This is a genomic window from Mesorhizobium sp. NFR06, from assembly GCF_900115245.1.
Lineage (GTDB): Bacteria > Pseudomonadota > Alphaproteobacteria > Rhizobiales > Rhizobiaceae > Mesorhizobium.
Genome location: NZ_FOVT01000005.1, coordinates 75,091 through 89,779 on the forward strand (window position 1 = coordinate 75,091; position 14,689 = coordinate 89,779).

General features: G+C 65.1%; 13 protein-coding genes. 5 read left to right on the forward strand and 8 right to left on the reverse strand.

The genetic code is table 11. The annotated features are described in order from the left end of the window. The first annotated feature begins 35 nt into the window (after positions 1–35). Entirely contained in the window at positions 36–1,805 is a 1,770-nt protein-coding gene (locus tag F3H96_RS11150) for a glucan ABC transporter ATP-binding protein/ permease (RefSeq protein ID WP_149801799.1), read from the forward strand. Between the two features lie 164 nt (positions 1,806–1,969). Then, positions 1,970–2,728, forward strand: coding sequence for a heme ABC transporter permease (locus F3H96_RS11155; RefSeq protein WP_149801800.1), 759 nt, complete (start codon positions 1,970–1,972; stop codon positions 2,726–2,728). A 3-nt stretch (positions 2,729–2,731) separates the two neighbouring features. Here F3H96_RS11155 and F3H96_RS11160 read toward each other — a convergent pair whose 3' ends face one another. Further along, positions 2,732–3,790 carry a D-TA family PLP-dependent enzyme gene (locus tag F3H96_RS11160; RefSeq protein ID WP_149801801.1) on the reverse strand — a complete coding sequence of 353 codons (1,059 nt, stop codon included), beginning with the start codon at positions 3,788–3,790 and terminating at the stop codon, positions 2,732–2,734. 210 nt (positions 3,791–4,000) lie between these two features. Between F3H96_RS11160 and F3H96_RS11165 the strand changes: the two genes are divergently transcribed. Beyond that, entirely contained in the window at positions 4,001–4,687 is a 687-nt protein-coding gene (locus tag F3H96_RS11165) for a D-lyxose/D-mannose family sugar isomerase (RefSeq protein WP_149801802.1), read from the forward strand. A gap of 212 nt (positions 4,688–4,899) precedes the next feature. On the opposite strand, the gene F3H96_RS11170 is transcribed toward F3H96_RS11165, so the two are convergent. The 6 genes from F3H96_RS11170 to F3H96_RS11195 are packed head-to-tail and all read right to left on the reverse strand — an operon-like array spanning position 4,900 to position 10,859. Next, on the reverse strand, positions 4,900–5,781 hold the full coding sequence (locus tag F3H96_RS11170; protein ID WP_244619962.1) for an RDD family protein: 882 nt from the start codon (positions 5,779–5,781) through the stop codon (positions 4,900–4,902). Then, entirely contained in the window at positions 5,768–6,784 is a 1,017-nt protein-coding gene (locus F3H96_RS11175) for a stage II sporulation protein M (protein ID WP_149801803.1), read from the reverse strand. The genes F3H96_RS11170 and F3H96_RS11175 overlap by 14 nt, the downstream gene beginning before the upstream one ends. Then, entirely contained in the window at positions 6,781–8,085 is a 1,305-nt protein-coding gene (locus F3H96_RS11180; RefSeq protein ID WP_149801804.1) for a DUF58 domain-containing protein, read from the reverse strand. Before F3H96_RS11180 ends, F3H96_RS11175 begins: the two co-directional genes overlap by 4 nt. Further along, entirely contained in the window at positions 8,082–9,038 is a 957-nt protein-coding gene (locus F3H96_RS11185; protein WP_149801805.1) for a MoxR family ATPase, read from the reverse strand. Before F3H96_RS11185 ends, F3H96_RS11180 begins: the two co-directional genes overlap by 4 nt. Next, on the reverse strand, positions 9,025–10,236 hold the full coding sequence (locus F3H96_RS31055) for a DUF4350 domain-containing protein (protein ID WP_244619963.1): 1,212 nt from the start codon (positions 10,234–10,236) through the stop codon (positions 9,025–9,027). Before F3H96_RS31055 ends, F3H96_RS11185 begins: the two co-directional genes overlap by 14 nt. Next, positions 10,233–10,859 carry a DUF4129 domain-containing protein gene (locus tag F3H96_RS11195; protein ID WP_149801807.1) on the reverse strand — a complete coding sequence of 209 codons (627 nt, stop codon included), beginning with the start codon at positions 10,857–10,859 and terminating at the stop codon, positions 10,233–10,235. The genes F3H96_RS31055 and F3H96_RS11195 overlap by 4 nt, the downstream gene beginning before the upstream one ends. A gap of 143 nt (positions 10,860–11,002) precedes the next feature. Between F3H96_RS11195 and F3H96_RS11200 the strand changes: the two genes are divergently transcribed. Continuing rightward, complete coding sequence (locus F3H96_RS11200) at positions 11,003–11,866, forward strand: hypothetical protein (RefSeq protein WP_149801808.1); 864 nt, start codon at positions 11,003–11,005, stop codon at positions 11,864–11,866. Positions 11,867–11,931: 65 nt separating this feature from the next. After that, the gene (locus F3H96_RS11205) at positions 11,932–12,747 is read left to right on the forward strand and encodes a hypothetical protein (RefSeq protein ID WP_149801809.1); all 816 of its coding nucleotides are present in this window, start codon (positions 11,932–11,934) and stop codon (positions 12,745–12,747) included. A 274-nt stretch (positions 12,748–13,021) separates the two neighbouring features. On the opposite strand, the gene F3H96_RS11210 is transcribed toward F3H96_RS11205, so the two are convergent. After that, complete coding sequence (locus F3H96_RS11210) at positions 13,022–14,662, reverse strand: ABC transporter substrate-binding protein (RefSeq protein WP_149801810.1); 1,641 nt, start codon at positions 14,660–14,662, stop codon at positions 13,022–13,024. Between the last annotated feature and the right edge of the window lie 27 nt (positions 14,663–14,689).

The window sequence follows — 14,689 nt, forward strand, 5'->3', positions numbered from 1 at the left end:
TCGAGCACGGACAAGAGTTTGGCGGAGTAGCTGAAGTGTCACTTCTGCAGATCTACTTTAGAGCGCTGGGTTATCTGGCGGCCGATAAGAAGCGCGTCGCGCTGATTTGCGGCGCCAACATCGCGCTCGCAGCGATCGCAATCCTCGAGCCGATCCTGTTGGGCCGGGTGATCGGTGCTATCTCCGAAAAAGGCGCGGTGTTTTCGACGCTCGCCGTCTGGGCCGCTATCGGTGCCTTCAACGTCCTCGCCTTCGTCCTGGTGGCGCGCGGCGCCGATCGCTTTGCCCATGCCCGCCGCTCGGAAGTGCTGTGCCAGTCCTTCGAGCGGGTGATCACCATGCCGCTTGCCTGGCACCACCAGCGCGGCACCTCCAATTCGCTGCACACGCTGCTGCGCGCTGTCGAGACCCTGTTCAGCTTGTGGCTCGAATTCATGCGCGTGCATCTGTCGACGGCCATCGCGCTGGTGCTGCTTGTGCCGACCGCGCTTGCCATGGACATCCGCATGTCCGTCGTGCTGCTTGGCCTCGGTATCCTTTACGTCGGCATCGGCCGCGTCGTCATGCGCCGGACCAAGTCGGGGCAGACCGCCGTCGAGCGCCACTACCACACCGTGTTTGCCCATGTGACCGACAGCGTCAGCAATGTCGCCGTGCTGCAGAGCTACAACCGCATCGGCCATGAGACCGCGACGCTGAAGCGCTACGTGAAGGACCTGCTCGACGCGCAGAACCCGGTGCTCGACTGGTGGGCGATCGCCAATGCGCTGAACCGCCTGTCGTCGACCATCTCGATGATGATCGTGCTCTCGATTGGCGCTTATCTCGTCACCCGTGGCCAGCTTCGCGTCGGTGATGTCGTCGCCTTCACCGGCTTTGCCGGAATGCTGATCGCCCGTCTCGACCAGATGTCGGCCTTCACCACTCAGATTTCCGAGGCCCGCGCCAAGCTCGAGGACTTCTATCGCCTCGAGGACTCGGCCGCCGAAACCGCCGAGCCAGACGGCCTGCGCGAGTTGACCAACGTCACCGGCCATGTCCGCTTCGAGGGCGTCAGCTTCGAGTTCGCCAATTCGGGCCACGGCATCGAGGACGTCTCGTTCGAAGTCCAGGCTGGCCAGACGGTTGCCATCGTCGGCCCGACCGGCGCCGGCAAGACCACGCTTATCAATCTGTTGCAGCGCGTCTTCACGCCGTCCAGCGGCCGTATCCTGATCGATGGCATCGACACCAAGACGGTGACCCGCAAGTCGCTGCGCCATTCGATCGCCACTGTCTTCCAGGACGCCGGCCTGCTCAATCGCTCGATCGAGGACAACATCCGCGTCGGTCGCGCCGATGCGAGCAATGACGAGGTCCACGCCGCCGCCAATGCCGCCGCCGCACAGGACTTCATCCTGGCCAAGAGTTGCGGCTACGACACTGTCGTCGGCGAACGCGGCGGCCAGCTTTCCGGCGGCGAGCGTCAGCGCATTGCCATTGCCCGCGCCGTGCTCAAGGATGCGCCGATCCTGGTGCTCGACGAGGCGACCAGCGCGCTCGACGTCGAGACCGAGGACCGCGTCAAGGAAGCGATCGACGAATTGCGCCGCAACCGCACGACCTTCATCATCGCCCACCGTTTGACCACGGTCCGCGACGCCGACCTCGTCGTCTTCATGGACAAGGGCAGGGTGGTGGAGATGGGCGGCTTCACCGAGCTTTCGCTGCGCAACGGCCGCTTCGCCAGCCTGCTGCGCGCTGGTGGCCTGCTCAACGACGAAGAGGTCCGCCGCCTCAGCCGTCCGGTCAACGAAGCGGCGTAATGCTCTTTACCTCCCCCTTGTGGGGAGGTCGGACCGAAGGTCCGGGAGGGGCGATGCCCCAACCCCCCACCTCGCTGCTTCGCAGCTACCCTCCCTGCAAGGGGGAGGGTAGTACGCTGCGACACCGATTGCCCCTGACGCGTCACCGGTCTATTTAGGTCGCCATGAGCGACACCACCTCACGCCTCGCCGGCTGGACCGATCTAGCCAATCCGACCCGCTTCGTCGGGCTGGCCGACAAGGTCGTTCCATGGCTGGCGGCGATCGCGGCGATCCTGCTCGCCGTCGGGCTTTATATGAGCTTCACGGCGCCGGAGGATTTCCAGCAGGGCATCACCGTGCGCATCATGTACATCCACGTGCCTTTCGCCTGGCTCGCCATGATGTGCTACACCATCATGGCGATCTCGGCGCTGGGCACGCTGGTCTGGCGCCATCCGCTGGCTGATGTCGCGCTGAAATCGGCGGCCCCGATCGGCGCCACTTTCACCGCGCTGGCGCTGATCACCGGCTCCATCTGGGGCAAGCCGATGTGGGGCACCTGGTGGGTGTGGGACGCGCGGCTGACCTCTGTCTTCGTGCTCTTCTTGATGTATCTCGGCATCATTGCGCTGACGCGCGCGCTGGATGACGCCGGCCGCGCCGCCTGGGCCGCTGCGATCATCACGCTGGTTGGCTTCATCAACATCCCGATCATCAAATTCTCGGTTGACTGGTGGAACACGCTGCACCAGCCGGCGTCGGTGTTCCGGCTCGGCGGTCCGACCATCGATCCCTCGATGCTGTGGCCGCTCGCCGTGATGGCGCTGGGCTTCACGGTTCTGTTCTTCGCGCTGCACCTGATGGCGATGCGCACGGAGATTTTTCGCCGCCGGGTGACGGCTATGCGAAGAGTTGCGGCGCGGCAGGCCGAGCGCCAGTAGGGCTCACCCCATCCGGCCCCTTGCCGCCACCGGCAGCGTTTCCAGCACCTTGTCGCCGTCGATCAAATGCACCTGGTCGAACAGGTTCGTCACAACGCAGCAATGGTCGGGCACGACGCGCACGCGCTCGCCGATGCGAAGCCTGGCGCCTTCCGCAAGCGTTACGTTGCCATGCTCTTCGCTCAAGCCAGTGACGCGGGCGCCGGGCACGCCCAGCAGTTCGCCGAAATCAGCGAGCCCGAGCGTATCGGAGGACAGCGCCTTGCTGCCGCTGTCGAGGATGGCGCGGGTCGGCGTCGGGTGGCTGACGACGGTGGCGAGCACCGTCAGCGCGCAATCATCGAGCGTGCCGACGCCTTTGGCGACCTGGTAGCGGTCGAGGTAGATATAGGTGCCAGGCCGGTATTCGGTGACGACGCTGTCCTCGCCCGAGCGCCACATGTCGGGCGTGCCGCCGCTCGAGATGCGCCGGCAGTCGAGCCCCGCCGCGGCGAGCGCGTCGCGCGCGCTTCTCAGCCAGGCTTCCGCCTCGGCGGCGCGCCCCGCGGCCGGATAAGTCATCAGCCCGCCGAAGCTGAGGCCCTTGGCCTGGTCGATCACCTTCGCCAGCGCCAGCGCCTCAGCTGGATTCTGGACGCCGCAGCGGCCCATCCCCGTGTCGCACTCGACCAGAACCGAAAGCGGATGGCCGGCATCGGGGAAGGTGGCAGCGAGCCCTTGCAGCGTCTCATGGCTGTCCGCCGTCACCGACAGCGTCACGCGGCCATGCAGTGTCTTGAGCCGCTCCAGCTTTGCCCGGCCAAGGATGTTGTAGGGAAGAAAAATATCGGTCAGCCCGGCATCGGCCATCACCTCGGCCTCGCCGATCTTCTGGCAGGTGATGCCGACCGCGCCGGCGGCGACCTGCTTCTTCGCCCAGTAGGGCAGCTTGTGCGTCTTGATGTGCGGTCGCAGCTGCAACCCGTGGGCGTCGGCATGCGCCTGCGCGCGCTTGATGTTGGCTTCGGCGCGCGCCGCGTCGATCAGGATCGCCGGTGTGTCGAGGTCGTCAACGCTTGGCATCAAAATCACCATCTCAAAGCATGTGTCCAGAAACCGGGAAGCGGTTTCGGGACAAAGACATGCGTAAAATCGAAAAAGACCGGTTTGGTTTATGTCCCCGATCAGGCCGGATGTCACGGGGCCAGAGCCGCGAGTTTGCGTCGACAGCAGGCCGGCGTTGAGCTATTCGGATGGGCAGATTTCAGCAGGCAGCGGCCGGAGGAAGAACCCATGAAGCGCTCCAAGATCAACGACATCATCCGCGAAGCCGACGCCTTCATCCGCTCCTTCGGCTATATCATGCCGCCCTTCGCTTATTGGTCGCCCGAAGAGATGAAGGCGCACAAGGCCGACTCCTCGGCGATCTTCACCTCGCGCCTCGGCTGGGACATCACCGATTACGGCCAGGAGAAGTTCGACGAGCTCGGCCTGTTCCTGTTCACCGTGCGCAACGGCCGCTACGAGGACATGAAGCTCGGCATGGGCATGCTTTATGCCGAGAAGATCATGATCTCGCGCAAGGACCAGCTCTCGCCGATGCACCGCCACAACATCAAGGCCGAGGACATCATCAACCGCGGCGGCGGCAAGCTGGTGCTGGAACTGTTCATGCACGATCGCGACGGCGGCATCGATCCGAAGGCCGAGGTGTCGGTTCCGGTCGACGGCACCATCCATCGGTTGCCGGCGGGCGGGCTCTTGAAGCTCGACCCCGGCCAGAGCGTGACGCTGCTGCCCGGCGTCTGGCACGCTTTCTGGGCCGAGGGCAAGGACGTGCTGATCGGCGAGGTCTCGACCGTCAATGACGACCTCACCGACAACGTCTTCCGCGACCCGATCGGCCGCTTCTCCAACATCGAAGAGGACGTCGCGCCGGTGCATTTGCTGGTGTCGGATTATGAGAAATGGGTGGGGTAGGTCAGCTTCGATCCAGCCTTCGTAAGTTCGCGCCGCCCCTCATTGCCCTGCCGGGCATTTCTCCCCGTATAGTGACGGGGAGAAAGAGCTTGTCGTGTCTGATTTCGCCAATCGCCAGCGCGGCCGTAGCCTTCTCCCCGTTTATTTATGGGTAGAAGGTGCCCGAAGGGCGGACGAGGGGCAGCGCTGACGTTTCCAATATATCGCCAAGTTCACCGCGCGTACTTATCCGCCTTGCGATTCCCGAGCAGCAGCTTGCGTTCCAGATGCGCGCGCAGCTCGCCGTAATAGGCGGTGAGGAAGGCTTTTGAATTCACCGGCTCGACCTTGGCGCCGATCTTGCGGCTGATCGTTTCCGCCACCGCCTTCAGCGCGGAGTAATCGTCGCGGCGCAGCACCTCCTCCAGCTTCTGCAGTTCGGCGATGCCATAGGCGTCGAGCTGTGCGGCGCTGAACTGGAAGCGGGCGGCGATGGGATCCTTGCGCAGCGAAAGATCCTCGGCCAAGGCCAGTTTCGGCGCCTCGACCACCCAGGTGCCGGCGAGCAGGTCGCCAATTCTTAGTCGGTCGCGATTGAACAGCGGAAACAGCGAAAACAGCAGCGCCCACACCAGGCCGAAGATGGTCGTCAGCGTGTCGGCGACGCCGGCGCTGCCGCGCGCGGCAAGGATCGACAGCGGCAGAAAAACCTCGATCTCGCGCATCAGATTGCGCGCGATGACCTGGTCGAGGGTGAGACCGGCGCCGCTGCGCGACGCGACCCTGGTGCCAACCATGCGCTTGCCCGGCGTCGCAGCCCGCCGGCCGGCCTCGAAGGCGATGAAATAGACGTTGCGCAGGAAGAAGATGAAGATGATCCAGACGATGAACAGCGGCTGCGCGTCCTGGAAGCCGAGGCCGGAAAGGCCGAAGATCGTCACCAGCGAGATGACCACGGCCGCGGTGATGATGACCACCACGTCGAGCAGGAAGCCGGAAGCGCGGGTGCCGGCATCCGCCAGCTTGACCCGCAGGTCCACGCCCTCCGGCGTGACCAGCGGACGAACCAGCCCTGCCGGGTCCTTGGCCTTCGCCACGGTCTTAGCTTTCGCCATGCCGCACCATGCGGAACAGGTAGAAATAGCAAAACCACAAAGCCAGCATGCCGCCGCCGATAGAATAGCGCGCGACGTCGCTGGTGATCGTCTGCCGGCCGATGCCTTCCAGCAGCCCGGCGAAAAGCAGCATCACCGTGACGCCGACCATGGCGGTCGCCGCCACGCGCCCGGCCCGTGCCGCGGCCGCCATGCGGGTCAACTCGCCGGGAAAGGCGATGCTGGTGCCGATGCGCATGCCGGCGGCGCCGGCGATGGCGATTGCGAACAGCTCCGTCGTGCCGTGGATCGACAGCCAGCCGCCGAGCTCGAAGCCGAGCCCCTTGGCGGCATAGATCTGGAAGATGGCGCCGAGCATGCAGCCGTTCATCAGGATGATCAGCACGCTGGGCACCGCGAAGGCGAAACCCAGCGCGAAGGCCAGGATCGAGACCTGTGTGTTGTGCGTGAAAAGATAGGCGGCAAAGCCAGACAAGAAATGGTCACCGCCGCCGTAGAGCACGCTACGCAGCGTTTCGGCCGACGAATCCGGGTTGCGGCCGCCGGCGAGGCTCGGCGCGATGATGGCGTCGTACCAGCGCTTGTCGGACGCGACCAGCCAATAGCCGGCGATCGCGCCAATGACGGTGAGCCCGACCGAGGTCCATATTTCGCGCCAAAGGTCGCGGATCGCCGCCGGCCAGTCGTGCAGGAAGAAGTCGCCGATGCGGGTCCTCAAGCTCCGCCGCGCGCCGTAGAGATAGAAATAGCCGCGCAGGCAGAGCGCCTCCAGATAGGCGATCAGCGCGCTGTCGAGCGATGTCGCGCGCGCCACCGAAAGTGAGGACAGCGCCGAGCGGTAGAGCAGCGGCAGCGACAAGAGCTCACCTTCCGACAGCGTGCGCGGCGCCCGCTTCTCCACGCGCGCCAGCAGCGCTTCGAACGCCTTCCAGTCGGCTTCGCGCTCCTGGCGGAAGCTCGCCAGCGACTGGCGCACCGCATCGGTGCCGGCGGACAGCGTCATAAGAGGTTCTCCTCCTTGAGCTGGATATAGCGCTCGACCAGCGCTGGGCCGAGCCGCTGGTGGTCGGCCTCGATGACATGCGCGCCGAGCAGCCTGAGCCTCCCGATCACCACTTGCCGCTGTCTCAAGAGGTCACCGGCGGTGACCGAGCGGGCGACGTCCTCGGGCGCCGCCGGCGCCATGTCGGCCAGCGTCTCGAGCTCCACGTCCTTCATCAGCATGAACAGCACCAGATGGCGCTCGGTCAGCCGGCCGACGGTGCGCAGCATCAATTCGGCGCTGATCGGATCGACGAAATCGGTGAAGACGATGACCAGCGAGCGCCGGTCGAGCTTTGCCGCAAGCGTCGTTAGCGCCAGGGTAAAATTGGTCTCCTCGGTCGAATAGTCGATTTCGGCGGCGCGCTTCTGGATCATGATGAAGCTCGGCGAGCCGCGGACCGCGCCGCTGGAGACGCGCGGCCTGGCGTCGAAGGAGAACAGGCTGACGAGATCGCCGCCCTTGAGTGCGATGAAGGCCGACAAAAGGGCCGCCGTCACCGCGCGGTCGACCTTCGGCACGCCGTCGACCGGCTCGCACATCAGCCGGCCGCTGTCGATGGCTAAAACGATGTTGTTGTTCTCCTCGATCCGGAATTCGCGCGCCAGTAACTTGCCGTGCCGGGCGCTGCGCTTCCAGTCGATCATGCGCCGGCCCATGCCGGGCTGGTAGTCCTTCAGCGCTTCGAACTCGCGGCCCTGGCCGGCGCGCCTCCGTGCATGGCCGTCGGCAAGGGCCGAGCGTTGCAGCAGCGTGATCGCCTCGTCGCGCGCGCTGCTGACATCGGGCAGCACCGCAACCTTTCTATCGACGGGCAGCACGACCTGGTTCCAGACCAGTCCGAACGGACCCTGCCAGCGCAGCCACAGCCGGTCGAAACTGGAGATGCCGCGGCGGATGGCCTCGAATTCGAGGTCGAGCGTGCCGCCATTGGCCGGCAGCGCGCCGCCGGTGCCTGCGACCGGCTGAACCCGCTGGTCATGGCCGACGCGCGCCTGCAGGCGCCGCAGCCTTGCGCCGAGGCCGGCCGCGATGTGCAGCGTGAAGCGTCCGCCGACGCCCACCTGCGGCGGCACCGTCAGCGTCGCGTCGAGCGAGGCGCGGCCTCGCCCGGCGGCTGCGTCCGCCGCCAGGAATGCCAGCAGAAAGCAGATCCACAACAGGCCGAGATACCAGACATGCGGCAGCGCAAGCGCAATCAGGAAGGCGGGGATCGCTCCCGCCGCCGCTGCCCAGACTGCTCGACCGCTCGGATAGATCAACGCGGCGCTTCCGTATGGTCGACGAGGTCGGAGACGATCTGCTCGACCAGCCGCCCGTCGATCTGCGCTGCCGGCGAGAGAACGACCCGGTGGCGCAGCGCCGGCACGGCAAGCGCCTTGACGTCGTCCGGGATGACATAGTTGCGGCCGTCGAGCGCGGCCCTGGCGCGCGCCGCTCTGGCCAGCATGGCGCCCGCACGAGGGCTGGCCCCGACCTCGAGGTCGGGGCTTTCGCGCGTGCCGCGCACCAGCGCCGCGATATAACCGACGACATCGTCGACCAGCGTGACGTCGCCAACCGTGGCAACGGCTGCTTCAAGCGCCTTGCGGTCGGTCTGCGCCTTGATGCCGTATTGCCCGATATCGTGCGAGGCCGAGCCGCCGCCGTGATGGACGATGATGGCGCGCTCCTCCCTGAGGTCCGGATAGCTCACCCTGTGCTTGAACAGAAAGCGGTCGAGCTGCGCTTCGGGCAGCGGATAGACGCCCTGATGCTCGATCGGGTTCTGCGTCGCCACCACCATGAAATTCCTGCCGAGCGAATGCGTGGTGCCGTCGAAGGTGACGGCGTGTTCCTGCATGGCTTCGAGCAAGGCGGCCTGCGTCTTGGGCGGCGTGCGGTTGATTTCGTCGGCGAGCAAGAGGTCGCAGAAGATCGGGCCGCGCGTCAGCGTGAACTGCCCGGTCTGGAAATTGTAGATGTTGGCGCCGACGATATCGCCGGGCATCAGGTCGGGCGTGAACTGGATGCGGCCATAGGCGACGCCCAGCGCCTGCGCGAAGCAGCGCGCCGTCATGGTCTTGGCGGTGCCCGGCGGGCCTTCGAGCAAGATGTGCCCGCCGGCGAACAGCGCCGTCAGCATCAGGTCGACCGTGTCGCGCTGCCCGGTGATTGCCTTGGCAACTTCTTCCCTGATCGCGCTCGCCAGGGCCTTCACTTCATCGACGTTCACCGAGCCTCCTTGCCGTCCAGTCATGCAGCTGTTGCGCTGCTTCATGCATTACGGCCAAATTATTGGATTCGTTCGTTGCCTTGAAGCGCCGGGTGAAGCCATGCGCCTCGCCCCTGTCGCGGGAATCGAGCCAGCGGTCGAGCGCTTCGCCTTGCAGCCCGTGCGGCGCGCCGAGCAGGGCGCCGGCGCGTTGCCGCGCCAGGGTTGCGTAGCGGTCGCCAAGCTCTTCCAGGCGCCCGGCGCGCTTCAACAGCATCGCCGTGGTGTCGACCAGCGCGCGCTTGCCGAAGGCGATGGCACGGCCTTCCGCCCGCGGCGGTCCGAAGCGGCCGAGCCCATGCAGGAAGGCAAGTGCCGCCGCCACCAGCACCGAAAGCGTCAACGCCAGGAAGGGCGGTTCGACCAAGAGCTTGGCGAGATCGTATTTCTGGCCGACGCCGTGCAGCGTCAGGTCGAACATGACGGCGCCCTTGGCTGGCTCCAGCATGGCAATCATGTCGAGAGCGGCGGCCGCCGTCTGCTCTTCCTTCAGTCCGGCATTGTTGATGAAGTCGGGATCGGTGAGGATGTAGAAGGGTTCGTTGTCAAGCTCGGTGAGAATGGCCCTGCCTTCGCCAGCCGCGATCAGCGGGTGGTCGTCCGCCACCCATTGCAACTCGTCCGGCGCGGTGACCATGCGGCCGGCGATATTTATCTGCGAGACCGTGTTGGTTGCTTCGCCGAGCCTGGCCTTGGCGATGCGGCCGAGCCAGTCGTTGACGACCGCATCCGGCAGTCGTTCGATCTTTGTCTCCCAGCCTTCATGGCCAAACAAGGGAGCGGTCTGCCATTTCGGCAGGACGAAAAGCGTGTCCTTGCCCGAGCGCAGCTTGATGATGCGGTCAAGCGCGGCCGGGTCGCTGTCCGGCGCAATGGTGACGATAAGCAGGAAGGTCGATGCCAGCGGCGACGCCACGTCCTTCTCGCCGCGCTCCATCGGCGGCGCCTGTCCGTTGCTGAGCTTCAGCCATTCGACCAGCCCGGCATAGCCGGTGCCACCCTTCGAAAACGGCGTGGCACCGCCCTCATGCGCGCGGAAATCGGGGGCGTAGGTCGAGAGCAGGAAAAACCCGGCCGCCGCCAGCAGGCTGGCGAAGATGCCCCAGAACAGCGTTCTGCGGCTGAAAGGTTCCTGCGCCGCTTCGGTCGCCGCGCTCATGCCCAGGCATCCCGGAAAGCAAAACGCTCATAGGCGCCGCGCGCCTGCTGCCAGCCTTCGGCGCCGACGGGACGGCGGGCAAACAAGGCAGCCTCGACGATGCGCGCGATCTCGCTGAACGCGGCGCGGGGTCGGCTAGGGATCGAGCCGGCGGCCGCGATGTCGCGCGCGGTGAGCGACGGGCGCAGGAAATCGGGCAGCCGGGTGGCGATGTCGGCGACGCTGCGGCGCAGAAGCAGGTGAACCGCTTCGTCGAATTCGCCGCGCGCGGCCAGCGCGTCGGCCTCGGAGAGCAGGATCTGGGCCGAGCTCGCGTCCGGGCGCCACTCTTCCTTCGCTTCGGTCTCCTGGCGCTTGCGTCGCCACGGCAGCCGCCAGGCGACGCCTTTCGCTTCGAGGACGAGCAGCAGGACGATGATGGCGACGCCGATGATGACCGCGCCCCAGAACATGTAGATCATGTAGGGGCCGAGCTTGGCCAGGCCGTCCAGCAGCGGCTTCAGCCATTCCGGCGGCTCTGGTTGCACATAGGTTGGCAGCCCAAACTGGATCGAATCGTCCGTCAGCAGTTGCTTGTGCAACTGCGCCAGCCGTCCGGCGTCTTGCGTCCCTGCGGCTGTCACCCGCTCGTTCCCCCTGCAACCTGCGGTTCGGGGCCGACACTGGCAATACGCCATGACAATTGCAAGCGGGCCAAACCGTAAGTATCAATGTTGGTGATTTATACTTTCCAATTTTCATATTCATTCGCAGGGGGAAATGTAACATGGCATCAGTCGCAGGCGGCAGGCTGGAGAAGTTCAGCATCGGCCGGGTGTTCAGCAACACATTCTCGGTTATCGGCCGCAGCTTCGGTCCGCTTGCCGTGATCGTGGGCCTTTTCACGGCGCTGCCGGCATTGATCTACAACTTTTGGAACTTCAGCCGGATCGCCAGCCTCGGAGCAGGGGGCGTTGCAGGCATGGAGCAGGCAGCCTTGGCGAATTACGGAATCACTTCGATGATTGCCGCCCTGGTGATTTTCGTGCTGGCTTTCCTTGCCCAGGCGGCGCTGGTGCGGGCAACCGTCGAGGACCTGAACGGCAAGAGCCCGGCGGTCGGCGACTGCATACAGATAGCGCTGCGCCGTTTCTTGCCTGCGTTCGGGATCGGTCTCGTGGTCTTTCTCGCCATGGCGGTGGCCGGCTTCGTCACGGTCATCATTGCTTCGCTGATACCTTTGATCGGATGGCTCATCGGGCTCGCGATCATTGTCGCGGTGGCTATCTGGGTGCTTAGCATCGCTGTCGCGGTGCCTGTCGTGGTTCAAGAACGGCAGGGCGTGTTCGGCTCGATATCGCGCAGTCGGCAGCTGACCAAAGGCAGCCGCTGGGCAATTTTCGGCCTGTTTTTGATCATCGGCTTGACGGCAATGCTCATCCAGGGCGGTTTCTCTTTGCTGTTCGGGCTTGTGATCGCTTCCGCCGGCGGCATCTCCTCCACCGGGGCCGCAGTCGGAGCCGTCGGAAGCAGCCTGGTCTCGAGTATCTTCTCGACGGTGATTTCGGTGGCTATCGCGGTCACTTATGTCGAGCTGCGCCGGGTCAAGGAAGGCACCAGCATCGACGAACTGGCGGAGATATTCTCATAGACCGGAAAGATCGACTTCAAAGCAAAGGCGATCCTGGCACAGCCGGGCCATTCCGGCTGGGCGGGGTGGTCCGCGGCACGATCTCGTTCATTGGACGCAATCCGGTTCTCGCGCTGACGGTCGCTGCGCTCTTTTTCGCCCTGCCGTCGCTCCTGGCCGGACTGGTGACCTTCGCCTACCGGGAAAGGGCGGCGTATCTGGCCGGCGGCGGAAAGGTCGAACCTTTCTCCGTTGCGGTCCATGTGGGCTTTTCCCTGCTTGCCGGGCTTCTTGGCGCCCTGCCGGGTTTCCTGGGCCATGGGGTCCTGTCGGGAGCCATGCTGGGCGACATCAACGGCCGTCATCCATCACTCGCGCGCTGTGTTGCGACGGCCTTGCACCGGTCTGTTCCCGTGCTTGGCATCGGTTTCACGATCTATCTGACGTGGTTTCTCGCGAAACAAGCGATGGTCGGCGCCGAATTGTTGTTTCCGCTTTTCGGTGGCGGTGTCGCGTTCGCACTGCTGGTCGTGCCCTGCATCATTTGGGTGCTGTGCAACTTGGCGGCTGTCCCAGTTGCGATGCGTGAGGGACTTGGAGCACTGGCTTCGATGGCGCGCAGCCGTGCCCTGACCGCAGGATATCGCTGGCCGATAATAGGCCTGTCTCTGGTTGTCTTGGTGCTGGCGCTGGCCTTGCGCGCAGCGCTTTTTCTTGCGTTCAGCCTTGCCGTACCTCTGATCGCCCCGGCATCCATAGCGATCGTCGGCGCAACGGCGAGCGCCGGCGTCACGGCAATCATATGGACGGTGGCGTCGATCGCCGCGACGGCCACATACATCGACTTGCGGCGGGCAAAGGAAGGCGGAGGCGTCGACGAATTGGTGGATGTCTTTTCCTAGCAATCAGCGCCAGCTCGATCGAGGACGGCTCACCCTCAATGCGGCAACAATCAGTTTGCACGCTCGTCCGGCGATATCGAACCAGCGCTGCGTCTCGGCCGGGGACCTGGGGATAGGGCGCCGATAGGCGCCGAGGTCGAAGTGATCCATGCCCCCTGTTTCTCGCATTCCGAGCCGGCGGGAAGCCGGTCTGCGCTGAAAGGCAATCGCTTGGCAAATGGCAACGGCCGGCGCAGCCCGGAGAGGCGCACCGGCCGCCTCGATCCCGGCAGGATCAGGACTCCAGCCAGACTTTCTCGAAATGTTGCTCGAGCGCCTGGTGCTGCTCGCAGCCCTGCACACCCTTGCGATAGGTGCGGTAGACCGAGCGCCAGTAGGGCTGGATAATGACGCCGGAGTCGCGCAGGTTCTTCTCGATCTTGGCCATGATCTCCTTGCGCGCCGCCGCATCGGGCGTGGCGAGCGCCGTTTCGAGCAACTCGTCGAACTCCTTGTCCGCGTAGGCGCTTTCGTTCCAGGCGCCGCCAGACTTGTAGGCGAGCGCCAGCACCTGGACACCGAGCGGGCGGCCGAGCCATTCCGTGCAGGAATAGGGGAACTTGGCCCAGTCGTTCCAGAAGGTCGCGGCCGGCAGCACCGTGCGCTTGACCTTGAGGCCTGCCTCGCGGATCTGGGCTGCGATCGCGTCGGCCGTGCTCTTCTGCCATTCGACGTCGACCGAGATCAGCTCGTATTCGTGGTCGGCCTTGCCGGCCTCCGAGATCAGCTTCTTGGACGCCTCGACATCGCGCTTGGCCGGGCCGATATCGGCGAATTCCGGATGCATCGGGCCGACATGATGGTTGTCGGCGGGTTTTCCGCGACCGTCGAGGCCGAGCTTCAGCACCGCCGCATTGTCGACCGCAAGCTGCGCGGCGCGACGCACCTTGACGTCGTCATAAGGCGTGTTGGAGACATTGAAGCGCGCGACGATGGTCGAGCCGGTGGCGATCTCGGAGTTTTGCAGGCCCATCTTTTCGGTCTGCGATACGGCGTCCGAGGCGGTCTCGTGGTCGGTGTCGATCTCGCCGGATTCGAAGGCCGACAGCGTGGCGTTCGGATCGGAGCCGTAATCGACCCATCTGATGCCGTCGAGATAGAATTCGCCCTTCCACCACGGCTTGTCCTTGCGTTTCACCTCCGCGCCCGTCTCGGCGTCCCAACTCACCAGTTCGCACGGGCCGGTGGTGATGGCCAAAGCTTTCTTCGGATCGGCATCGCCCTCATAGGAGCGGTGCATGATCAGCGCCGGATAGTCGGCCATGCCGGCGATCAGCGAGATGTCGGGCTTGGGCAGGTTGAGCTTGACGGTATGGTCGTCGACCTTCTGGATGCCGCCATCGACCGGCTTCTTGGTGTCGGCGTTGACCAGCGCGCCCATGCGCGCGGCGACCGAATTGCCGGCGACCGAGGCATCGCACCAGCGGTTGAGGTTGTGGATCACGTCGTCGGCGTTGAAGGGGTCGCCGTTCGACCAGGTGATGCCCTTGCGCACATTGAGCGTGATCGTCCTGGCGTCGTCGCTGGTCTCCCAGCTTTCGAGCAGCCACGGCTCGAAGCTGAAGTCGGTTTTCCAGCGCACCAGATATTCGTTGCACTGGCGCGCGACATTGGACATCTCGACGCCGTCGAAGGTGCGCGGATCCTTGAAACCCTTGACGTTCATCGCCACGCGCAGCACGCCGCCGCGCTTCGGCTCCGCGGCGCGGGCAGGCGAGGGAGAAATCCCGCCCAGCGCCAGCGCGCCGGCGGCGCTGACGCCGAGGCCGGCCATCAGCGCCAGATATTCGCGCCGGCTGATCGCACCCTTCCTGAAATCGTCCGCGGTCGGCCTGGCTCGCGGGTGCAGTTTCCTGTCGGTCAGCATGAATTTCATCGTCGTTCCCTCTGTTGTTGGGCGCGC